The organism is Betaproteobacteria bacterium, from assembly GCA_009693245.1.
In the GTDB taxonomy this organism is placed as follows: domain Bacteria; phylum Pseudomonadota; class Gammaproteobacteria; order Burkholderiales; family SHXO01; genus SHXO01.
Genome location: SHXO01000061.1, coordinates 1 through 21,046, shown reverse-complemented (window position 1 = coordinate 21,046; position 21,046 = coordinate 1). Strand labels below are relative to the sequence as shown.

19 protein-coding genes and 1 pseudogene are annotated in these 21,046 nt (G+C 60.7%); 9 read left to right on the top strand and 11 right to left on the bottom strand.

The window, feature by feature from the left end; translation table 11 throughout:
• Positions 1-125: 125 nt before the first annotated feature.
• Complete coding sequence (locus tag EXR36_10915) at positions 126-443, bottom strand: hypothetical protein (GenBank protein MSQ60127.1); 318 nt, start codon at positions 441-443, stop codon at positions 126-128.
• A gap of 135 nt (positions 444-578) precedes the next feature.
• Between EXR36_10915 and EXR36_10910 the strand changes: the two genes are divergently transcribed.
• Complete coding sequence (locus EXR36_10910) at positions 579-1,352, top strand: DUF2189 domain-containing protein (protein ID MSQ60126.1); 774 nt, start codon at positions 579-581, stop codon at positions 1,350-1,352.
• 156 nt (positions 1,353-1,508) lie between these two features.
• Here EXR36_10910 and EXR36_10905 read toward each other — a convergent pair whose 3' ends face one another.
• A complete protein-coding gene (locus tag EXR36_10905) occupies positions 1,509-2,459 on the bottom strand; it encodes an SMP-30/gluconolactonase/LRE family protein (protein MSQ60125.1) in 951 nt (316 codons plus the stop codon).
• A gap of 170 nt (positions 2,460-2,629) precedes the next feature.
• On the opposite strand from EXR36_10905, the gene EXR36_10900 reads away from it, so the two are divergent.
• The 5 genes from EXR36_10900 to hflK all read left to right on the top strand — a co-directional run bounded on the left by EXR36_10900 (position 2,630) and on the right by hflK (position 8,749).
• Complete coding sequence (locus EXR36_10900) at positions 2,630-3,598, top strand: protease modulator HflC (protein MSQ60124.1); 969 nt, start codon at positions 2,630-2,632, stop codon at positions 3,596-3,598.
• A 59-nt stretch (positions 3,599-3,657) separates the two neighbouring features.
• Entirely contained in the window at positions 3,658-4,680 is a 1,023-nt protein-coding gene (locus tag EXR36_10895) for an acetamidase (GenBank protein MSQ60123.1), read from the top strand.
• 68 nt (positions 4,681-4,748) lie between these two features.
• A complete protein-coding gene (locus EXR36_10890) occupies positions 4,749-6,920 on the top strand; it encodes a hypothetical protein (GenBank protein MSQ60122.1) in 2,172 nt (723 codons plus the stop codon).
• Positions 6,921-7,826: a protease modulator HflC gene (locus tag EXR36_10885; protein MSQ60121.1), complete on the top strand. Its 906-nt coding sequence runs from the start codon at positions 6,921-6,923 to the stop codon at positions 7,824-7,826.
• Positions 7,790-8,749, top strand: coding sequence for an FtsH protease activity modulator HflK (gene hflK / locus EXR36_10880; GenBank protein MSQ60120.1), 960 nt, complete (start codon positions 7,790-7,792; stop codon positions 8,747-8,749). Before EXR36_10885 ends, hflK begins: the two co-directional genes overlap by 37 nt.
• 3 nt (positions 8,750-8,752) lie before the next feature.
• Here hflK and EXR36_10875 read toward each other — a convergent pair whose 3' ends face one another.
• Both EXR36_10875 and EXR36_10870 read right to left on the bottom strand, forming a co-directional pair.
• Positions 8,753-9,910: an MFS transporter gene (locus tag EXR36_10875; GenBank protein ID MSQ60119.1), complete on the bottom strand. Its 1,158-nt coding sequence runs from the start codon at positions 9,908-9,910 to the stop codon at positions 8,753-8,755.
• Between the two features lie 62 nt (positions 9,911-9,972).
• Entirely contained in the window at positions 9,973-10,809 is an 837-nt protein-coding gene (locus EXR36_10870; protein MSQ60118.1) for a glucose 1-dehydrogenase, read from the bottom strand.
• A gap of 47 nt (positions 10,810-10,856) precedes the next feature.
• On the opposite strand from EXR36_10870, the gene EXR36_10865 reads away from it, so the two are divergent.
• Positions 10,857-11,327 (top strand): hypothetical protein, encoded by a 471-nt coding sequence (locus EXR36_10865; GenBank protein MSQ60117.1) that lies wholly within the window; start codon positions 10,857-10,859, stop codon positions 11,325-11,327.
• On the opposite strand, the gene EXR36_10860 is transcribed toward EXR36_10865, so the two are convergent.
• The 5 genes and pseudogenes from EXR36_10860 to EXR36_10840 form a co-directional block, all read right to left on the bottom strand.
• Positions 11,328-12,320, bottom strand: a complete 993-nt coding sequence (locus EXR36_10860) for an aldo/keto reductase (protein MSQ60116.1) — start codon at positions 12,318-12,320, stop codon at positions 11,328-11,330.
• A 9-nt stretch (positions 12,321-12,329) separates the two neighbouring features.
• A complete protein-coding gene (locus EXR36_10855) occupies positions 12,330-13,202 on the bottom strand; it encodes a TauD/TfdA family dioxygenase (protein MSQ60115.1) in 873 nt (290 codons plus the stop codon).
• A gap of 76 nt (positions 13,203-13,278) precedes the next feature.
• A pseudogene (locus EXR36_10850) lies at positions 13,279-14,528 on the bottom strand (MmgE/PrpD family protein).
• Between the two features lie 124 nt (positions 14,529-14,652).
• Entirely contained in the window at positions 14,653-15,807 is a 1,155-nt protein-coding gene (locus EXR36_10845) for a twin-arginine translocation signal domain-containing protein (protein ID MSQ60114.1), read from the bottom strand.
• 2 nt (positions 15,808-15,809) lie between these two features.
• Positions 15,810-16,766, bottom strand: coding sequence for a tripartite tricarboxylate transporter substrate binding protein (locus EXR36_10840; GenBank protein MSQ60113.1), 957 nt, complete (start codon positions 16,764-16,766; stop codon positions 15,810-15,812).
• Positions 16,767-16,855: 89 nt separating this feature from the next.
• Between EXR36_10840 and EXR36_10835 the strand changes: the two genes are divergently transcribed.
• A complete protein-coding gene (locus EXR36_10835) occupies positions 16,856-17,989 on the top strand; it encodes a mandelate racemase/muconate lactonizing enzyme family protein (protein MSQ60112.1) in 1,134 nt (377 codons plus the stop codon).
• Between the two features lie 49 nt (positions 17,990-18,038).
• A complete protein-coding gene (locus EXR36_10830) occupies positions 18,039-19,856 on the top strand; it encodes a dihydroxy-acid dehydratase (protein ID MSQ60111.1) in 1,818 nt (605 codons plus the stop codon).
• 29 nt (positions 19,857-19,885) lie between these two features.
• Here EXR36_10830 and EXR36_10825 read toward each other — a convergent pair whose 3' ends face one another.
• Positions 19,886-20,326: a hypothetical protein gene (locus EXR36_10825; GenBank protein ID MSQ60110.1), complete on the bottom strand. Its 441-nt coding sequence runs from the start codon at positions 20,324-20,326 to the stop codon at positions 19,886-19,888.
• 46 nt (positions 20,327-20,372) lie between these two features.
• Positions 20,373-20,804 carry an amine dehydrogenase gene (locus EXR36_10820; protein MSQ60109.1) on the bottom strand — a complete coding sequence of 144 codons (432 nt, stop codon included), beginning with the start codon at positions 20,802-20,804 and terminating at the stop codon, positions 20,373-20,375.
• Positions 20,805-21,046 lie beyond the last annotated feature (242 nt).

Genomic DNA, 21,046 nt, shown 5'->3' with positions numbered 1-21,046 from the left:
GGATCGCTGGATCGATCTGGCTACAGAACTATCGAATCTCCGCATCGCCAAGGAAAAGAACTGACAAGGGGCGAGAACTTGTCACTGTCCAGATTATTATAAAATGAAAACAATTTGAAATGGATTTAAAAAGCATTGGGTTCGCGAAACGCCGCGGTGCGAACGATGTCACCGGAAATATCGCTGGCGCTTACCCGCTTGCGCGCTTCATCGATCACGGGGTCCGGGTATCCGAGACTTGCCACGTCCACCAGTTCCACGCGTTCGATATCGTCAAGCGGACGGCCCGCGATGAAGTGCGCGGAGCAAGTGAACAACGCCCGGTAGCCCGCCACGATAAGCGGTTCCTTATCCTCGGCGACTCCCGCCGGGCGCTCATAGGGAGGTGCCGCGCTAACGAAAGTGGAACAGAGCGCGAATAGAAGCGCGGATCTAATTTTCATTTTCCAGTGGTGGTAAGTTTATCGAGCGGCTTATGCGGACAGTAGAGAAAAAGCGTATGCTGGTCTTCCCACGAGAGGAACCGTAGCGTTCGGACACCCGAACGCTTTGTCAATTCCCCGGTAAGGAGATCCATCATGAATCAATCCGCCATCGGCGCGAATCATTCGGTATCGCTTCCTCATATTCATCACACTGGCACTCTACGCCCCTTCCACTGGCTAAAGCTTGGATGGGAAGATTTGCGCCACCATCCCGGCGCGAGTCTTGGTCACGGGCTGCTTCTTGCCACCTTTGGCTGGGTAATCTTGCTGCTGACCAGTACCGACGCGGATCTGCTGGCCGCCGCCATCTCCGGCTTCTTGCTGGTGGGTCCCGTGGTAGGGGCGGCATTCTACGAACTTTCCCGGCGCCGCCGGGCACGTGAAGCTACTACTTTCGATGCCTCGCTCGACGCCGCCATGAAGGGCGCCAAGTCGCTCGCGTGGTTGGGCGTGATACTCGCCGCGCTCGCGCTGGCTTGGGCGGGCGTTTCGCGCACGCTGTTCCATGCCGTATTGGACGGTTCTCCGCTCGCCATCACGCACAGCGCGCTTAACACCGTATTCGATGCGCGCAATGCCGATTTCGTGCTGGCCTATTTTGGTACTGGCGCCATATTCGCGATGGCGGCATTCGTGATCTCCGTGATATCCGCGCCCATGATCTTTCACCGCGGCACCGCGACCGGCACCGCGATTCTGGCTAGCGCGAAGGCCGTGGTGCTCAATCCTGGCGCCATGCTGGTGTGGGCCGCGCTCATCGCGGCACTAACGGCCATCGGATTCGCGACCTTCCTCCTCGGATTGATTGTCATCTTGCCTTGGATTGGCCATGCCACCTGGCACGCGTACCGGGATCTCGTTAAATAAAAAATGCCATTGAACTAAAGAGGCGCAGAGAAAAACAATTTCGTCAATACCAGTTGCTCATGCGTTCGCAAGGTGAGCCTGATCGCGGTGTTATCTCATTAATTTATCGGTTTCCTCTCTGTGCCTCTGTGTCTCTGTGGTGAGACTTTCTTGGGTTCACCCCCCCGCCGCACCTTGCGTGTTGACGTAGAGCGCATACACGCTTTGGCTCGCGGCCATGAACAGGCGGTTGCGGTGAAGGCCGCCGAAGCATAGGTTGGCGCAGCGCTCGGGCAGGTTGATGCGGCCGATGAGTTTGCCGGCGGGGTTGAAGATGCAGATTCCGTCGAGGGCCGCGCTGCCCATGCCCCAGCCCATCCAGAGATTGCCGTCGGTATCGCAACGCATGCCGTCCGGCGAGCCCGCTCCAACGTCGGTGTACTTGCGGCGGTTGGCGAGGCGTTTGCCGCCATCCACCACGTCGTAGACGTAAACGTTGCGCGGCGTGCTGCCCGATTCCACCAGATAGAGTAGGGATTCATCAGGCGAGAAGCATAGTCCGTTGGGGCGGTTCACCTCGCTTTCCACGACGCTCATCGCGCCGCTCGCGCCGTCCACGCGATAGACATTCATGGGCAGTTCCTGCTCGGCGCGATAGCCCTCGTAGTAACTCAGCAACCCAAAGGGCGGGTCCGTGAACCAGATGGAGCCATCGGATTTCACCACTACGTCATTGGGCGAGTTCAGCCGCTTGCCCTGATAACGATCGGCGATCACGCTCGTGCTGCCGTCGTACTCCGTGCGGATGACGCGGCGCCCGCCATGCTCGCAGGTGACCAGCCGCCCCTGGCGGTCGCGCGTATTGCCGTTGGCGTAAGCGGACGGCTTGCGGTACACGCTGACGGCGCCCGTCTCCTCCTCCCACTTCATGATGCGGTTGTTGGGGATGTCGCTCCACAACAAGTAGCGCCCGTCGCCAAACCACGCCGGGCCTTCCGCCCAGCGAAATCCATGGGCGATGCGCTCCACGGCCGCGAGCTTCACGTGGTACTTGGCGAAGCTTTCATCGATGATCTGAATGGCTGGGTCGGGGTAGCGCATGCTGGGTTGCCAGGTGGTGTTTTCCATTTCAACTCTCCTCCAGCGGTCATATAGTCCACGAAGTATGCCTCAGCATAGCGCGCTTAGCTCCAGGCTTGACTTTGGACTTCAGGCGTACTCAAATGCCAGCGCGGAGTATGCGAAACAAATAAGCCCGCCAGAAGACGGCCACTCGGGTCTATCAGTGGAGAGAGGAGATGGAGGGGATCGAGGGTACGGCCGGCGACCACAACCGCCGCCACTTAAGGAGAGCAAGTGTTTGGATCGCATTCGCGGTCCTGGCGGCGCTCGCGGTGCGCGCCTGCCTTTTCGTCGTGGACAGCGCGCAATACGCTGTCGTGACGGCCTTCGGAAAACCCGTTCAGGTGGTGAAGCACCCAGGATTGGGTTTCAAGCTTCCCTACGAGAGCGTGCGGTTCTTCGATAACCGCTTGGATGCCTTTACCCCGGCCTCCAGCGAGTTTCTCACCATCGAGAAGACCGCCGTCGTCGCGGCGGGAACGATTACGTGGCGTATCGCCGAGCCCCAGAAATTCTTCGAAACGGTTTTTGACCTGGCTGGGGCGCAGTCGCGCCTCGCGGACATCTTGTTCGCGGAACTAGGAGCTGCCATCGGGCGCAATGCGCTTGCCTCGTTCGTATCGGCCGATTCCGGCGTTTATCGCGCCGAAGCCATACTTTCCGAAGTCACGGACAAGTGCCGAACGGCCGCCTTGCGAGACTATGGCATCGAAATCGCCGGTGTGCAGTTGCAGAGCTTCGATTTTCCCAAGCAGAATCGCGCGCGGGTCTATGCCCGCATGGCGTCCGAGCGCGGGCGGCTCAGCATGCGCTACCGCTCCGAGGGCGAAGAGGAAGGTTCAAAAGTGCGCGCCGCCGCCGACCGCGAGAAAACGCGGATTCTCTCCGAGTCTCTCAAACTTGCCCAACAACACCGCGGCGAGGGCGAAGCGCAGGCCGCGCGTATCTACGCGCAAACGCTGGCGCAAAGTCCCGAGTTCTACCGGTTCATGCGCACCATGGAAGCCTCGCGCACGCTGTTACCCAAGAGCACGACTCTTGTGTTACCTCTGGATTCGGAACTATTCGGCTTGCTCACGCAAAGCGGATATTTCGGCGGGGGCGCCCGCCGGCAGGCTCGGGCAAAGGAGGGCGCCATGAGATAACCCGCTCGCGGTACCTGGCATTCACGTGTGGTCCAACCCTACTGAATTGGGAGATTCCTATGTATAACCAGAAATGCAAATTACCTGTTTTACTCGCGGCGCTTTCCGGTGCTTTTGCCTTGACGGGCAGCTATGCCGCCGATCATCGCTACAGCCCAGGCGACAACGTCCGGTACACCTACTGTTACGCGCATCCGCCAGCGCTACGCATCAAACCCGGCGATACCGTGATCACCAGCACCATGGATGCGTCTGGAGACGTGCTCTCGCCCTCGGACAAAACCGTCATGGCGAGGCTGGATTTGTCACGCGTCAATCCGCAGACGGGTCCGTTCTACATCGAGGGTGCGGAACCGGGAGATACCCTGGTGGTGCACATCGACAAAATAGAACTCAACCGGGACTGGGGTTGGGGTGCCTCGATTCCATATTTCGGCTTGCTGGCGCCCGAATACAAGACGCAGATGATTACGCCGCCCGCACCCGACCGCCTCTTCGTGTGGCGCTTGGACAAGAGCCGCATGACGGGCACGTTGAATTTGCCCAATAGCAAGATTGGCAAAATAGAAGTTCCGCTGCGGCCCTTCTTCGGCACCATCGGAACGGCCCCTCCTGGAAAAGAGTGCATCAGCAGCTTGGTTCCCGGCCCGCATGGCGCCAACATGGACTTCAACGAAGTGGTGCAAGGCGTGACCATGCACTTCCCGGTCTTCGAGAAGGGTGCGTTGTTCATGCTGGGCGACGGACATGCTGCCCAAGGCGACGGCGAGATAGACGGTGCGGCCATCGAAACCTCTTTCAACGTGGAATTCACCGTGAACTTGATCAAGGGCAAGAAGATCAACTGGCCGCGCTTGATCAACGATAAGGTCATCATGACCATCGGCAGCACGCGCCCGCTGATCGACGCGCTTCGCACTGCCTGCGCGGATATGGTGAATTGGCTGGTGGAGGACTACGGGTACGAGAAGTACGAGGCGCTGCAACTCTTAGGGCAGGTTGCCTCTATCGAAGTCGCGAACGTGGTCGATCCGCAATACTCCGTGGCTTGCGTGCTGGATAAGAAGTACCTGCCTAAGTAGATGGTACGTTCGTTTGAGTTTTCCTTTACCGGATACCGGTGGTTACGCCGGTATCCGGTGATTCAATCATGACCGCATTCCTGCTGGAATTGGTGCGCGCGATCTGGGACATCTTGAAAGAGGCGTCTCTATTTCTATTGCTCGGGTTTCTTCTCGCGGGAGTGCTGGTCGTCTTTGTTCCTCAGAAGCTGCTGTCGCGCTTGCTGGGTGCCGGCAAGATCAAGTCAGTGCTATGGGCATCTAGCATCGGTGCGCCCTTGCCCCTATGTTCCTGCGGCGTGCTGCCCACCGCGCTCAGCCTGCGCAAGCAAGGCGCCACGCCAGGCGCAACTGTATCGTTCCTGATCGCGACGCCAGAGACGGGCGTGGACTCCATATCCATCACCTACGCGCTGATGGATCCCATCATTACGGTATTTCGCCCTCTAGCCGCGGTAGTCACGGCCGTAGCCGCGGGCATTGCCACGAATTTCCTTGGAATCCCCGCGGTCAGTGCACAACCTGCCGGGCCGGTGCCGCCCGCCCTTGGGCAGGGCGGGCCAGAGCAACACTCCGGGCATGATCATGCCCGCGATCACGGCGAACACATGCATGATGCGCACGGCCCCTCCAATTACGCGACTCGAATATGGCGCGGGATCGGGCAAGTCAATCATTACGCATTCCGTGATCTGCTGGATGAAACCAGCTATTGGCTGGTATTGGGCTTCGTGCTCTCGGGCCTGATCGCCGTTGCGCTGCCCACGGCCTTTCTCGATCAGTACCTCGCCAACGAATTCACCTCGATGCTGGTGATGTTGATGATCGGCATCCCCATCTACATCTGCGCATCGGCCTCCACGCCGCTCGCGGCCGCCCTGGTGCTCAAGGGGCTGAACCCAGGCGCCGCGCTCGTTTTTCTGCTTGCGGGGCCCGCTACCAACATCGGCAGCCTGGTGGTGCTGGCCAAATTCCTGGGCGCTCGCATTTTGTCCATTTACCTTGGGGCAATCGTTATCGTAACGCTTGCGGCCGGATTCGCATTGAATTGGATCTATCGCACCTGGCAGATCGACCCCGCCGCGAGTTTCGGCAGGACGACCGAAATTCTTCCCGAGCCTCTGAAGATCGCAGGTGCGGTGTCGTTGATCGCGCTTCTCTTGCTGAGCATGCGCCGCGCTCGCGTGCCCCAGGAATGGACTTGGTTGGGGCGGGAATTCTTGCGTATTTCGCTAATTTTTATCCGCGGCCGGCTGGCCAGGCGCGTAACTCTCACGGCCGCTGGTTTGATGTACCTCATGAGCGGCCTTTATATTGCCGGACCTGGAGAACAGGCGGTGGAATCGCGCTTCGGCGTCCTGCTTTCCCCCGCGCTGGGGCCAGGCTTGCATTACCGTTTTCCGTGGCCCATCCAAACTCACCATATCGTGAGTGCTTCTCAGGTGCAGCGCATCGAAACCGGATTTCGTGAATTGGGGACGTCCGAGGCCGCAAGCCCCGCCAAGGGGAGCACGCTCACCGTCGCGGGATGGAACAACCCGACGCCCGAGGTCATAAAGGGCACGGGCACTTGGTTTCAGAAGGAAATTTCCGCCGAAGACGAATCTTTTTTTCTCACTGGGGATGGAAATCTCATCAAGCTGCGTAGCGCCTTGGAGTTTCGCGTCAAGGACCCCATCGCATACTTGAGCGCGGCGGTGGATCCTGCCGCATACGCCAGAAGTGAAACGCTGGGAGCGTTACGCGCAGTGGTCGCGACGACGCAAATCGACGCCCTCTACACCACGCAACGCGGCGAGATCGAAGGAATGGTTGCGAAGGCAATCCAGCAAAACCTGGAGAAGGTTCACAGCGGCATCGAGGTCGTAGCCTTTCGCTTGCTGTACGTGCACGCGCCCGACGAAGTGCACGATGCTTTCCGCGAAGTGGCCAGCGCGCAGGAAGACAAACAGCGCACGATCAACCGCGCGCACATCTTCGCGGTGGAGGGGGTGAACGAGGCCAAGGCCGAGGCGGCGACCATGATCGAACAATCGCTGGCCTTCAAGGAGCAACAAATTTTGCGTGCGCAAGGGGACTCCGCCGGCTTCGCGGTGAAGCTGGACGAATACCGCCGGGCACCCGAGTTGACCAGATTCCGCACCCAGATTGAAGCCATCGAGGAAGTGCTTCCCGGCATGCGCAAATTTATCCAACCGGGCGCCGGACAGGTGAAAGAGCTTGACCTGTGGCTATTGCAACCGCCTCCGGTAAACCGGTAAATGCGCGTAGCCCGGATAGGCGAGTGGATCAAGGCGCATAAGGCCGTTGTGCTGGCTGTGGCGGCGGGGTTCTTGGCTTTGCGCTGCGTCTTTGCGCTGGACGTCACGAATTTCGGCGTCGTCACGCGCTTCGGGCGTATCGCGCAGGTGCATTCGGAACCGGGAATGCACTTCAAGTGGCCCCATGAGCAAGTCACCCTTGTGGATAAGCGCCTGCACCAAACCCGCCCTCCCGCCAGTGAATATCTCACTACAGACAAGAAAAACATCGTCGTGGAGACCTTGGCTATGTGGCAAGTGACAGATCCGCGCAAGTTCTTGGAATCCCTTGGGCAGACTGCTACCGCCGATGTGCGGCTGGCCAGTGCCTTGGTGTCGGAAACGGGGGCCGTGCTGGGAAATTTCGCCTCGGGCGCGCTGCTCGCACCCGTGCCAGGGACGAGCCAGTATCAAAAAATCATAGATGGCATCCGCGCGGGTTTGATGCAGATAGATAAATACGGTATCGGCGTGTTGGACGTTCGCATCCTCGATATTTCCCTACCCGCGCAAAACAAGGAATCGGTGTTCGAGCGCATGAAGGCCGAACGCGGACGTATCGCGAAGGCATTGCGAACCGCGGGCGAGCTTGAAGCGAAGAAAATCATCGCCGCCGCCGACAGGGAGAAAATCCACATCGAAATGGAAGCCTATGCCAAGGCGCGGCTCATCAAGGCGCAAGGCGACGCGCAGGCCTCGCGCATCTACGCGGGGGCCTTTGGCCAGAACCCGGGTCTTTACAAGTTCACACGCACCCTACAAGCCTACGAGAAGGTATTGGACGAGAACACCACGGTGTTTCTGCCCGCGGATGCTGAAGCCCTTGGTCTATTGGGCGCGCGGCGCGGCGATGGAAAGCGCAAGTGAGCAACCCTATCGCCACAACCTGGAGGAACTATCGCTGGCCAAAATATCTCGTCCTCCTCCTACTTGCCGGAGCTTACTTGGGTAGCGGTGTTTATGTGGTGAACGTTGACGAGCAAGCCGTGATAAGGCGCTTCGGCGCCGTCAGCGAACACGTGGGGCCGGGCATGCACTTCCGTTTACCATGGCCCGTGGATCAAGCCGGCGTGCTCAAGACCACAACGGTGATGAAGGCCGGCGTGGGGTTCCTCATGCCCGAGGGAGAATCCCAAACCCTAGAAGGGACCGAACTCCTCACCGGCGACACCAACATCCTTAGCATCGCACTGGTCATTCAATACGTCATTCGCGATCCGGCGGACTACCTGTTTCAGGTGAAAGATCCGCAAGAACTCGTGTCAAGACTGGCGCAGGCCGCCCTGACGGAGACCATCGTATCGATGGGCGTCGACGAAGTGCTTACCACGGGCCGCCTTGCCATTCAAAACGGTGTCAGAGCCAAAACGCAAGAGCTTCTGGACCGCTATCGCAGCGGCGTGCAGATCACCTCCGCCAACATCATGAACATCACCTTCGACAAGAACGTGGCCCAGGCCTTCCAAGAAGCCGCCGGCGCCATGGCGGACCGGGAGAAAGTACAAAACGAAGCGCACGCCTACGCGGGCGACCAAATTCCCAGAGCCCGGGGCGAAGCGCACCGTGCCGTTTCGGAAGCGGAAAATTACAAGCAGAAACGCATCGCCGAAGCCACCGGCAATAGCGACCGTTTCCTTGCCTTGCTACGGGAGTACGAAAAGGCGCCGGACATCACGCGGCAGCGCTTGTATCTGGAGGCGCTAGAAAAACTGCTGCCCAAAGTGAAGCTCTACGTCATCGACTCCCAAGGCGGGCGCGTGCCGCTCAATCTGCGCATCTACCAACCGTAGCCCTTACGCCATCGCAACGCGCCGCGCCAGCGGGGCTTCTTTAATCGGAATATTCAACAGTGCCGCGGCCAGCGCGAGCGCCGCATCGGCGTACCACATCCACTGGTAACTTCCCGTGCTGGCCACGGTGACGCCCCCCAGCCACGCGCCGAAGAATCCGCCGACTTGGTGCGAGAACAAGGTTAGTCCGAACAGTGTTGCCATGTAGCGCATGCCGAAGAGCTTGCCAACGAGGCCCGCGGTGGGTGGGACCGTCGCGAGGAAGGTAAAGCCCATGCCTGCAGCGAAGATGTATAGAACCAGGGGGGTCTTGGGCGCGGCGAGGTATCCGAGGATGAGAATCGTGCGGGCGGCGTAGAAACAAAACAGAAGATTCTTCAAGCGAAAGTGCTGGCCCAGTGTTCCCGCCACCAAGCTGCCCGCGATGTTGGCGAGCCCGATGAGGCCGATGGCGTTGGCGGAAACCTGCGCGGACAATCCGCACAGCGCGACTTCTCCGGGCAGATGAGTCATCAGAAACGCCACGTGCACGCCGCAGGTGAGAAAGCTCGCGTGAAGAAGCAAGTAACTGCGGTGCCGCATGGCGGCGCGCAGTTGTTCGCGCAGAGTGATGCCCGTGGTGGCGGTCGTCGTTTTAGGCGCGGCACGCTTGCGCAGGGGCCGCGCGAAGGGCATGGCTGCAATGGTAAGCGCCGCCAGCGAATATAGCGCGCTCATCCAGCCGAACGCGGTGATGAGTCCTTGCACCAAGGGTGCGAACACGAACTGTCCGAAGGACCCGCCCGCATTGATGAAGCCTGCGGCGAAAGAGCGCTTTTCGGCGGGGAGTCGCGTCGCAACGGCACCGATCAATATCGAGAAGGCACCGGCGCCCGCGCCAGCGGAGGCCAGCACACCCAGCGTGATCACCAAACCCCAGCGCGTGGGTATCCACGGCGCTAGCGCAATGCCCGCCGCGCCCAACAAGCCCCCCAATACCAGTACCCGTCCAGGCCCATAACGATCCGCGACGGCGCCGAAAATGGGCTGCGCCACCCCCCACATGAGTTGTCCCACCGCCAAGGCGAAACTGATGGCGACGATTCCCAAGCCCGTCGAGGTGTTGAGCGGCGAGACGAACAATCCCATGGATTGTCGGGTGCCCATGGTCACCATGAGCATCAGCGCGGCCGGTAGCAGCAAGCCCCAGTAGGGCGGCCGCGTTGCGCCGCCCGCGGCCGCCGTCAATTCATCACCATGCCGCCATCGACGTGGAAGGATTGCCCGGTGATATAGTCGGAATCCGCGCTGGCGAGAAATAGGGCCATGCCAGTCAGATCTTCGGGGGTCTCGTGGCGGCCCATGGGGATGCCGCGAATGCGGTCCGCCCACGCGGCGCCGGCCGGGCGCTTGTCGGAGGCGGTCCATTCGCGGTCGATGGTGCGCCACATTTCCGTGTCCACCACGCCTGGGCAGATGGCATTGACGTTGATATCCGGCGCGAGGGCCATCGCGGCGGATTGCGTGATGCTGATGGCCGCCGACTTGCTAGCCGCGTAGGCCGCGAACATGGGCCGCCCGCCGCGCCCCGCGATGGAAGCGATATTGATGATCTTGCCGCGCGGCCGGCCTTGGACGATGGGAGATTGCTGCACCATCTGGCGCGCTCCTGCCTGCAAGGCGAAGAACAGCCCGCGCGCATTGACGTCGTTGACGAAATCCCAATCCTCTGGTGTGAGTTCTAGCAGCGGCCGCACGCGCACCACGCCCGCGTTATTCATCATGATATCCAGGCGGCCGAAGCGTTCCACGACGCGCTTCACCATCGAGATACTCTGTTCGGTCTCGCGCAGGTCCGCGTGCAGGGCTAGCGCGGCGCCACCGCCAGATTGAATCTCGGCGGCCACCGCCTTGGCGGTGTCTTGATCCACATCGGCGATGGCGACACGGGCGCCTTCTTGCGCATACCGCAGCGCAATCGCCCGGCCGATACCGCGCCCGCCGCCCGTCACCAATGCGACGTGATTCTTGAGTCTACTCATTGCGAACCTCCCATTGATGTCCTCACACGAACCTGCCATGCTAACGCAGTACACTTTTACCACCAGCCACACCGGAGGAGATTTCCATGAGCGCCATCACCCCCAAAGCCACCCACCACGCTGCCCTTCCCCCCCTTGCATCGCGCTTCGTCAATGTGCACGAGATGGCGTGGGAGAAAAATCCTGTCTACGCGGGCATCGAGACCAAGACCTTATTGGTGGACCCATCATCGGGTTTGCTCACCATGCTGATGCGCCTGGCGCCGGGCGCCCGCATTCCCGATCACGAGCATGTGCTGATCGAACAGACCTACGTGTTGGAAGGCAGCCTCGTGTGCGGCGAGGGGGAATGCAAACCAGGAGAGTTCGTGTGGCGCCCCGCGGGTAGCCGCCACGAAGCATGGGGCGGAGCTCAAGGCGCCTTGCTTCTAGGAATGTTCCAAATCCCCAACCGCTTCTTCAAAGAGAACGGGCGGGTGGAGGATTTCCTCGGCAATCCGTGGGACACGAAGTGGGGCGAGGTTCTTAACCGCCACGAGCAGGCGCAGTTCGCGTAGCTAACGCAGCTCGCCGGTGAATCCCCGCTGTATCGCGGCCACCCGCTCGAGGGCCGCCGCGGACAACGGTCCTTTGTTCACGCACGCGGCGGCATACTCGAGTTGGTCAAGAGTGGATAAACCCACCAACACCATCGACAGTGTGGGTGTGGAGATCGCGTAGCGCAACGCCGTTTCCACCACGCTTTGAGCGTAGCCTCGCTGCACCAGATCCTCGAACCGGCGTGCTCGCGCCACGTCAGCGGCGTAAGTGCTCGCGGACCCGAGAGGACCGACTTTGGGCATGCCTAGGGGATGGCGCTCCTCCGTGGCGCTCAGCGCGCCGCCCGCGAGGATGCGGATGGCGATGGTGCCCATGCGAGCTTGCCCCGCATGCACCAGCAGACGCCCATAATCCTGGGCGGGATAGCCCTCGGGGATCGCACTCGCCGCGCTGGGATTGAGGATGTTGTAGCTCACTTGAACCGTGCCGAATAGGCCCGAGTCCGCGACTTCGAGCAGCGCCGCGGTCTCGCCTAATCCAGTGAACCCCACCTGGCGTATCTTGCCTTGTGCTCGCAGCTTCTCGAAGGCGGGTACCACTTCATCGCGCACGATGCGGGGATCGAGCGTGTCCGGAGTGCCGGCCGGCGCGATGGGATCGTGAAGCTGGAACAAGTCCACGGCCTCCATCCCGAGGCGGCGCAGGCTCTCCTCGAGGGATTGCGCGATGATCTTGCCGGTATTCGCGCGATCGCGAATCCACACCTTGGTGCCCACGAGCACCGTCGGTTTACCGAGATTTTTTAGCACGCGCCCAAGGTTGCGCTCGGACTCGCCGCTGCCATAGAGGGCGGCGGTATCGAAGTAGTTGATACCCAGTTCGATGGCGCGTGCCACGGCGCGCTCCTGCTCGGCGGGCTCGCCGAGCACCATCAACCCGCCCACGGCCCCGCACCCAAAGCCAAGAGCGGAAACTTCGAATCCTGTCCTACCTAAGGTGCGCCGCTCCATCGCCCGCAACTACCAGGCGTGCCGTTCGATGTCCAGAGTGGTGACACGCCGCAATTCGCGCCGGTATTTGCTGTCGTCGAAGGGCCGCGCGCGGTGCATGCTGGCGCGGTTGTCCCAAATCACCAGATCGCCTAACCGCCAGGCGTGCCGGTAGACGAAGCGGGGTTGGGTCGCGTGCTCCATCAATTCGCGCAATAGTAGCCGCGCCTCGGGAACCGGCCAATCCATGATGGTGGAAGCATGGGAAGCCACGTATAGCGCCTTGCGCCCCGAGCGCGGCAGCGTGCGAACGAGCGGATGCACCGCGCCCCGCAAGCTCTCCATCTCTTTCGCCGAGAATTCGAATCCCAATACTTGGCGCGAATATGCGATGGAATGGTGGACACGCAACCCTACGACCCGCTCTTTCATTTCGCCGGAAAGCGCATCGTAGGCCGAACGCGTATCGGCGAATTCCGTATCGGCTTCCACCGGCGGCAACACCACCGAGAACAGCATGGAGTAGCGCCCCGGAGGATCTTGAAAGGAGGCGTCCGTGTGCCACAAGCGGTTGCCCAAGGAATACATGCGCCGCCGGTCGCTCGTTTTGAAGATCTCGCCGTTTTCATCGACGTTGGAAATATCCGACAGCGCGTCGTTCCCGAAGCGGTTCTTGGCAATGGCCGCGGCACCGGTTTTGGCGTGAATCTCCCCGTCCAAGCGTTGCGCGAACTCGATCTGGTCCAAGCCCGCGAAAGCCTGGTCGCGGAACACCAGAACAGCGTACCGGTCCATGCCGGCGCGGATTTGTTCAAGGGTGTCCCGGTCATGAATATCGCGCAGATTGACCGGACTTGCTTCGGCCGCGAAGGTGGTGTGAAGGGGTTGAAACGAGAGGTTCATGGCGAACTCCAAGGACCGGCAGCGATTGGCGGCTATTGTAGGACGATCCGGACGTACGCGCCCGATTTTGGCGAGACTATCCGAAACCCGCCGCGAGGCGCATCAGCGCGCCCGCCTCGCTAGTGCGATCCAGCGCCCAGACTGCCTGGATCAACGCTTCCCTGTCGCGGCCCGGCGCATCATAGTGCGCCAGATCTCTCAACTTGTTTTCCAAATCGCTATCGGAGAGCGGGCGTGCATTGCTGCCGCGAGCTTGCTCCACGAAGTACGAAACCGGCGCAGCCGTGCGCGTGTGCACCGTTACTTGTGCGGACTCTACTTTGTAGCTTGCGTCATCCACGAAGCGGACTTTATTCCCGAGCGCGCGCAGAGCCACATCGGCAACGCAGCCGTCGCTAAATTCCGGCAATACGGCGCGTCCTTTTGTAAGCGCCACGGCTACGGCGTGCTGGACGCTGACCTGCGCTTCGCGGCCCGTTATGATGTGCGGGCGGTCGGTTCGCTCGCGTAGAATGGGGTGGCCGGTGATCTCGATGCGCTCCACTTGCGCGATATCGAGATCCCGGCTTGGGGATAAGGCGAGGCATGCCTCGATGACGGGGTTGAGCACGACACCGCAGGGATAGGGTTTGTAGGTATTGGCGATAATCTCCCAGTGTTCGCCGAGTCCTTCGGTGATGCACGCAAAGTCAGGGTTCTCTCCGGTGACCCGCAGGAAACAGCGCGCACCTTCCAGCGGTTGGTCCGGACCGGAGAAATCGCGCTCGGCCAGCAATGCTGACAGCAAGCCATTGCGCGCGGCATTGCCCACGCCGATGCTCTTGGACATGCTGCCGAGGGTTTCGACCAAGCCCGAGGATTGCGCCGAGGCATTGCCCAGCGCCCACTTCATTCGTTTTGCGTTCAACCCAAGGGCTTTGCCTGCCGCGGCGGCGGCGCCGAATACGCCGCAGGTGGAGGTGATGTGCCACCCGCGCTGGTAATGCCATGGCGAGATCGCGTTGCCTATTCTGCACTCGGTTTCCACACCCAAAACGAATGCGAGGAGCAATTGCTCTCCGGACATGCGCGAGGATTCCGCCAAGGCGAACAGAGCGGGTGCGACGGGCGCCGTGGGATGAATGATGGTGCGTGTATGCGTGTCCTCGAAATCGAACACGTTGGCGCTCACGGCATTCAAGAAAGCCGATGTGAGCCTATCGCTTCTTTCGTGGCGGCCGATGATCGTGTCGTGGTGGCGCTCCCGCCGAGCGGGCCAAGAACCGCGAAAGCGGTTTCCACGACGGCATCGCGGCAACCCGCCAGCGCGGTGGCAAAGAAGTTCATCGGCGAACGCTTCGCTTCGTGCCGGACCTCCGGTGGAATATCGCTCCCAGCGAATACGCGAAAGAAATTCGCAGAGGCGGTCCGTTACGCGAGTAGGCGCGGCGCCGGCTGGTTCGTTGGACATCTAAAGGGCCCGCCGAAACTGCTCCGCGAGGCGCGCGCCCGTCGTTCTGTTCCAGGTGTCGTTCACGTAGAGATTGAACACCGCACCCTCGGAGCCACGCGCCGGTTTGGGCAATACGATCTGCCGCGCACGCAGCTTTTCCATGAGTGCCTCCACCTTGTATTCCGCCACGATGAGTTTGAAGATGTTCGTGCCATTCGGTACTCGTTCGATGCGCGCGGACTTTCCCTTGATCGCAGCGATGAACTCATTGGATATCGCAATGGCGGACGACAGGCGCTCGATGAATCCTTCCGCATAGTGCCGTGCCAGCAGGGCGAATGGCCAGGCGCTGAACAAGGCGCCGCCGAACATGCGCCGCGTGTGGTACATGCCATCCAGCAAAGAGGCGGGCCCCGCGAGAATGGCGCCGTTGAGCGAGTTGAAGTACTTCCACAACGATACATAGACCGTATCGAAGGGTGCGGCGTAAGAGGCAGGCGAGATGCCGGTATAGGCCGACGCGATGAACAAGCGCGCGCCGTCCAAGTGTAATCCGATGCCGCGCTGCTTGGCCTGCGCGCAGATGCGCGTCATTTCCGCATGATCGAACAACTCTCCCGAACGGCGGCGAACGGGCGACTCGATGGATAGGGCTCCCACCAATGCCAGCACGCGCCCTGAGGCGGTTCGGTTGAGAGTGCGTTCCACTTCTTCCCAGGTGAACGTTGCCCGGTCGGGAGCAAGCGGAAGCAGAGTCTGGCCACTCAGAATCTGGCAAGCATCGCCCGTGTCGTTATAGACATGACTTACGTCCTGCACGATGACGCGCCGCTTATCGCCCGCCAGCGCTCGCAGCGCGAGCTGGTTGGCAAGCGTGCCCGTGGGCATGAACAAAGCGCGCTCCTTGCCGAGTACGCGCGCGAAATATTGCTCCACTTCTTCGACGATTCCGCCCAGGCCGTAGAGGTCCATCTTGGGTTCGCGCAGCGCACACAGGCGCGAAAGCTCCCCGGCGGATTCCGAAGCCGTCAATCCCAGTCCTTCCTGGTCCATGAAAACCGTTGACGACGTCGCTTGCTCCGATGCCTGCGCGCTATCCACGAGCGGCATCCCGATGGCCGCGGCCGCCGCGCCGCTCATCTCCAGAAACTGGCGCCGTGATGGATCGCTCACGCCTACTCCGCCTTGATGTTGGCGCCGTGGATGATCTTGGCCCAAGCGCTCAATTCCTTTTGCACGAAGCCGTCGATCGCGGCGGGATCCATGTACGCGGCGTAGCCACCTTGCTCTTCGATCTGATTCCGGTAACCCTCGCTTTCCACCACCTTGCGCACCGCCGCGCTCATAGCGGCAACGATTTCCTTGGGCATTGCACTGGCGGCGAACATCGCGAACCAGGACTCTACTTCGTATCCGGCGAGGCCGGCTTGCGCCGACGTGGGAACCGTAGGTAGGGCCGGATGGCGCTTGTTGGCGGTCACCGCGAGCAGTTTGAGCTTGCCTGCTTTCGCATACCCCAACACCGATGGCGGTGTGGTGATGAACATATCCACTTGCCCTCCGATGAGATCGATTACCGCGGGGCCCGCGCCCTTGTAGGGCACGTGGGTCACGGGTACTTGGGTGGCTTGGCCGAACATCTCGCCCGCGATGTGCTGGATGGCCCCTTGGCCAGCCGAGGCGTAGAACAGCCCTTTGCCCTTGCGGCCGTAATCGATGAGTTCCTTCAGCGTGCGCACGGGGAGCGCCGCATTCACCGCGATGACGTGCGGCCCGCGCATGAGCATGGCCACGCCGGTAAAGTCCTTGGTGGGACTCCAGCGTAAATCGGGAAACAATGCCGGGTTGCCAACGTGATATCCCGAGTACTGAATCAACCAAGTGTAGCCATCGGCGGGTGCGCGCATCACGGATTCGGTGCCGATGTTGCCGCTGGCGCCTGGTCTGTTGAGGATGACGATGGGTTGCTTGAGGGCTTTGGAAAGATGATCGCTCAGAATGCGCGCGACAAAGTCGGTGCCGCCGCCTGGCGGGCTGCCCACGACGAAGGTGATCGGTTTGCTGGGCCAAGTCTGGGCCGAGACCGGCGCGGCGCAGACCGCGAAAGTGAGTAGGGTCAAAAGAATCTTCATGGCCAGATGTTAATCGATCTCTTGCTTGCGCCAAGCGCGCTGGGTCTTCTGAGCTAAGATTCCGGTTGCAGTCATTCCGGTAACACCCCATGAAAGTCACCAAACTCGAAATCTACATATTGAGAGCGCCGGACACCGGGCGCCCCCACTGGGTCAGCAATTTCATCGTGCCGCGCGCCAACGAAATCTTGGTGAAGATGCATACCGGCGAAGGCATCACTGGGATCGGAATAGCCACCAGCTATACGCCCATCGAGGCCGCGATTCATGCCTTTCGTAGCGGGATCGGCGAATTGATCGTGGGGGCCGATCCCACGGCGCCCGAACAGCTTTATCGAAAATTATTCTCTCTGACTTGGCAGCGGCTAGCCCATGAAAAGGGGTGGTCGCGCGAGGCGCTCGTTCGTATTTCCGCCGCCATGGACATCGCGTGTTGGGACATCATGGGCAAGGTAGCGAATCTGCCGCTTTATCGCTTGTTCGGCGGCTATCGCAGCCAGGTGCCTTGTTATGTGACGTGCGCCTATTACCGAGACGGGAAAACCATGTCCGAGTTGCGCGATGAGATGCAGATGCTGAAAGCGCAGGGACACCGGGGCTTCAAGGCCAAGGCCGGCGGCGTATCCCTGGCCGAGGACATCGAGCGCCTGGCGCTCATCCGCGAGGTCATCGGCGAGGACAAGGATCTCATGGTGGATGTGAATCGCGGCTGGGATCTGGCGACCGCCATCGAGGGCGCGCGCTTGATGGAGCCGCTGCGCCCGCGCTGGCTGGAGGAGCCGGTGCGCTGGGCCGACGACCGCCGAGAGCTCAAACTGCTCGCGCGCGAAACGCGTATCCCGCTCTCCGCGGGAGAGAGCGAGCTCACCAGTTACGGCTGCCGCGCACTGCTGGAAGAGCAAGCGATTCAGATCCTGCAATTCGATTGCACCATGATGGGCGGATTCACGGAGGGACGGAAGCTTTCCGCGCTGTGCGAATTCGAGAACGTGCAGGTCGCCCCCCACCACGACTGCTTCATTCACGCGCACATCGTCGCCGCCTCGCCAGCGGGATGCATTGTCGAATCCTTTACCGATCCGGAGCGCGATCCGCTGCAAGCCGAACTCTTCGAAGACCCGCCCAAGATCGCCAACGGATGGCTCACCTTGAAGGAAGCGCCTGGGCTTGGGCTGGCGCTGTCGGAAAAAGCGCTGGCGAAGTTCGGCGAAAAGATTCTTTAGCATTCCAGTATATTGCGCCTGAACGATGAAACACCGAGGAGACTAAAGCATGGCCAAGAAAGACGGAAAATCCAAGAATAAATCGCGGGATCTGTTGCGCTCGCAGCGTTGGTTCAACAATCCCGATAACCCCGATATGACGGCGCTCTATCTGGAGCGCTACATGAATTGGGGTATCACGCGAGAAGAGTTGCAGGCAGGCAAGCCCATCATCGGCATCGCGCAATCGGGCTCGGATCTGTCGCCCTGCAACCGCCACCACCTGGTGCTCGCGGAGCGGGTGCGCGAAGGCATTCGCGAGACGGGCGGCATAGCCTTCGAGTTTCCCGTGCATCCCATTCAAGAGACGGGCAAACGTCCCACCGCCGCGTTGGATCGCAATCTGTGCTATCTCGGGCTGGTGGAAATCCTGTACGGCTATTTCATCGACGGCGTGGTACTCACCACTGGTTGCGACAAAACCACGCCTGCTCAATTAATGGCCGCGGCCACCGTTGACATTCCCGCCATCGTGCTATCGGGCGGGCCGATGCTGAACGGCTGGTTCAAGGGCGAGCGCACGGGCTCGGGCACCATCGTGTGGAAAGCGCGCCAAATGTACGCGGCAGGCGAGATCACCTACGAGCAGTTCGTGGAGTTGGTGGCGTCTTCCGCGCCTTCCGTGGGTCACTGCAACACCATGGGGACGGCCTCGACCATGAACTCCTTGGCCGAGGCGTTGGGGATGTCCCTGCCAGGATGCGCCGCGCCTCCCGCGCCCCATAAGGAGCGCGCGCAGCTGGCGTACGAAACCGGAAAGCGCATCGTCGAGATGGTGCACGAAGACCTTCGTCCTTCGAAGATCATGACCCGCGAGGCCTTCGAGAACGTGATCGTGGTCAATTCAGCCATTGGCGGTTCCACCAACGCGCCCATTCACATCAACGCCATCGCGCGCCATATCGGAGTCAAGCTCGACAACGACGATTGGGAAAAGGTGGGATATGAAATCCCGTTGTTGGTGAACCTTCAGCCAGCTGGCCAATATCTGGGCGAGGAGTATCACCGCGCGGGCGGAGTGCCGGCCGTGGTGAATGAACTCATGAAGGCGGGGAAGATCCACAAGAGCGCGCTCACGGTGAGCGGCAAGAGCATCGGCGAGAATTGCAAGAAGCGTCCGGTGCAAGACTATGATGTCATCAAGCCCTACAAGAAGCCCATGGTGAAGGCCGCGGGCTTCCTGAACATGAAGGGCAATCTCTTCGATAGCGCCATCATGAAGACCAGTGTGATCTCGGAGGAGTTTCGCAAGCGCTACCTTTCCAACCCGAAGGACCCCAACGCCTTCGAAGGGCGGGCCATCGTGTTCGAGGGGCCGGAGGATTATCACAAGCGTATCGACGACCCGAAACTCAAGATCGACGAATCATGCCTGCTCTTCGTGCGCGGCACCGGCCCCAAGGGCTATCCGGGTTCGGCCGAGGTGGTCAATATGCAGCCGCCCGCGAAGTTGATCAAGGAAGGCGTGACCGCGCTGGCGTGTATTGGCGATGGCCGCCAATCGGGCACTTCAGGATCACCGTCGATTCTGAATGCCTCTCCCGAGGCCGCCAACAACGGGGGATTGGCCATCATTCGAACCAACGACCTGGTGCGCATCGATTTGAACAAGCGCACCGCGGATATTTTGATCTCCAAGGAAGAGCTTAAGAAACGCCACGCAACTCTCGAAAAAAATGGCGGATTCAAATACCCGGATCATCAAACGCCCTGGCAGGAAATCCAGAGCGGGATGGTGGACGAGCTCTCCCATGGCATGGTCCTCAAGCCCGCGGTCAAATACCAGAAGCTCGACAAGAGCAAGGGAATTCCGCGCGACAATCATTGATCCGGGCGGGCCCCTGTAGTCCGTGCCGCTTATTGAATCGCGTAACCCTGCCGGAGAAGTTGCAGGTAGATCGCTTTGCGTTTGCCCATCACATCGGCGGGGCGCGTCTCGCGCGCGCGCTTCGCTTCGCTGGCGGTATAGGTAACGAAATCCGCGGGTAGGGATGATCCGGCAAATTGCCGGATCATCCCTGAGGTCACCGCGGCGGCACGCTCATTGGACAATCCGGAGCTCAGCAACCCGGGGACTTGCATGACGAATTCGCGGCCTTCCGGCAGGCGTTGAAAGTGGCCTACTTGGCCAACGAAGTTGGGGATGCCTTTCTCGGGATTTCCCGTGCCATCTTGGCCATGGCAGCCGGAGCAGTGCAGTAGAAAATCAAGCCGCGCACGCACGGCGCTCTTATCTTGCGCACTCGCCGTTAAGGCTGACAGCCCTATGACCGCCGCCAGAACCATACGCCCTTTCATATAAAACCCACTAGCCGGTTGCCGCAAGGCAACCGGCTCGGAACTCCTATGCGTTCGACACACCAACGATGACGGATACGGTGCAGTGATACATGGTTTGCTTGTCGGCCATGCACCAGTTGATGTCGTTGTGTGTACCCATCCTATAGCCGGGCCGCTCGCGCTCGTTGTAGTTGCAAAGACAGCGGGCGCAGGCGGTTTTGCCGCAGCAGTCGTTATAGCTGACGAGATAATCCTTGCCGTCTTTCGGATTCTTGCACGTCCCGACCCAAGTAACCTTGGAGGCTTCGGTGCCGGGTGGACAAGATGTGATGGTGCCGCCGCAGCAGGTGCACAGGAATCCATCGATGGCGCAATTGCGCCAGTAGTCGCAGCTTTGCGGATCCTCGGCGCTTCCACCGCCGCCGTGTTGGGCATGGGCCACGCCGCCTGAGCGGTCGAAGGGAAGCATGGGCAGCACCGCACCGCCCATCAACATCGTGCCGATCTTCGCGATGGCGCTCCGCCGCGAGGTAGTTTGGGCCGCAGCCCGCACGCGCCGCTCGCTCAGGCGGCCGATCCATTGTTCGATGGGCACCTCTAATAATCACTTTTCTACGACGGATCTCTTACCGCGTTAGCGAAATGAGTTTCATTCTCGGCCAGGTGACCTTCAGCCGGGTTATTTCGCGCCTTTCAAGGCGTTTTGCGAGCCTCTTCACTGGCTTTGTATCCAACTTA

What these genes read in the sequence shown, in the direction of transcription:
- EXR36_10915 (MSQ60127.1), bottom strand. Translation starts at nt 443, where the DNA reads ATGAAAATTAGATCCGCGCTTCTATTCGCGCTCTGTTCCACTTTCGTT.
- EXR36_10910 (MSQ60126.1), top strand. Translation starts at nt 579, where the DNA reads ATGAATCAATCCGCCATCGGCGCGAATCATTCGGTATCGCTTCCTCAT.
- EXR36_10905 (MSQ60125.1), bottom strand. Translation starts at nt 2,459, where the DNA reads ATGGAAAACACCACCTGGCAACCCAGCATGCGCTACCCCGACCCAGCC.
- EXR36_10900 (MSQ60124.1), top strand. Translation starts at nt 2,630, where the DNA reads ATGGAGGGGATCGAGGGTACGGCCGGCGACCACAACCGCCGCCACTTA.
- EXR36_10895 (MSQ60123.1), top strand. Translation starts at nt 3,658, where the DNA reads ATGTATAACCAGAAATGCAAATTACCTGTTTTACTCGCGGCGCTTTCC.
- EXR36_10890 (MSQ60122.1), top strand. Translation starts at nt 4,749, where the DNA reads ATGACCGCATTCCTGCTGGAATTGGTGCGCGCGATCTGGGACATCTTG.
- EXR36_10885 (MSQ60121.1), top strand. Translation starts at nt 6,921, where the DNA reads ATGCGCGTAGCCCGGATAGGCGAGTGGATCAAGGCGCATAAGGCCGTT.
- EXR36_10875 (MSQ60119.1), bottom strand. Translation starts at nt 9,910, where the DNA reads ATGCTCATGGTGACCATGGGCACCCGACAATCCATGGGATTGTTCGTC.
- EXR36_10870 (MSQ60118.1), bottom strand. Translation starts at nt 10,809, where the DNA reads ATGGCAGGTTCGTGTGAGGACATCAATGGGAGGTTCGCAATGAGTAGA.
- EXR36_10865 (MSQ60117.1), top strand. Translation starts at nt 10,857, where the DNA reads ATGAGCGCCATCACCCCCAAAGCCACCCACCACGCTGCCCTTCCCCCC.
- EXR36_10860 (MSQ60116.1), bottom strand. Translation starts at nt 12,320, where the DNA reads ATGGAGCGGCGCACCTTAGGTAGGACAGGATTCGAAGTTTCCGCTCTT.
- EXR36_10855 (MSQ60115.1), bottom strand. Translation starts at nt 13,202, where the DNA reads ATGAACCTCTCGTTTCAACCCCTTCACACCACCTTCGCGGCCGAAGCA.
- EXR36_10840 (MSQ60113.1), bottom strand. Translation starts at nt 16,766, where the DNA reads ATGAAGATTCTTTTGACCCTACTCACTTTCGCGGTCTGCGCCGCGCCG.
- EXR36_10835 (MSQ60112.1), top strand. Translation starts at nt 16,856, where the DNA reads ATGAAAGTCACCAAACTCGAAATCTACATATTGAGAGCGCCGGACACC.
- EXR36_10830 (MSQ60111.1), top strand. Translation starts at nt 18,039, where the DNA reads ATGGCCAAGAAAGACGGAAAATCCAAGAATAAATCGCGGGATCTGTTG.
- EXR36_10825 (MSQ60110.1), bottom strand. Translation starts at nt 20,326, where the DNA reads ATGAAAGGGCGTATGGTTCTGGCGGCGGTCATAGGGCTGTCAGCCTTA.
- EXR36_10820 (MSQ60109.1), bottom strand. Translation starts at nt 20,804, where the DNA reads ATGTTGATGGGCGGTGCGGTGCTGCCCATGCTTCCCTTCGACCGCTCA.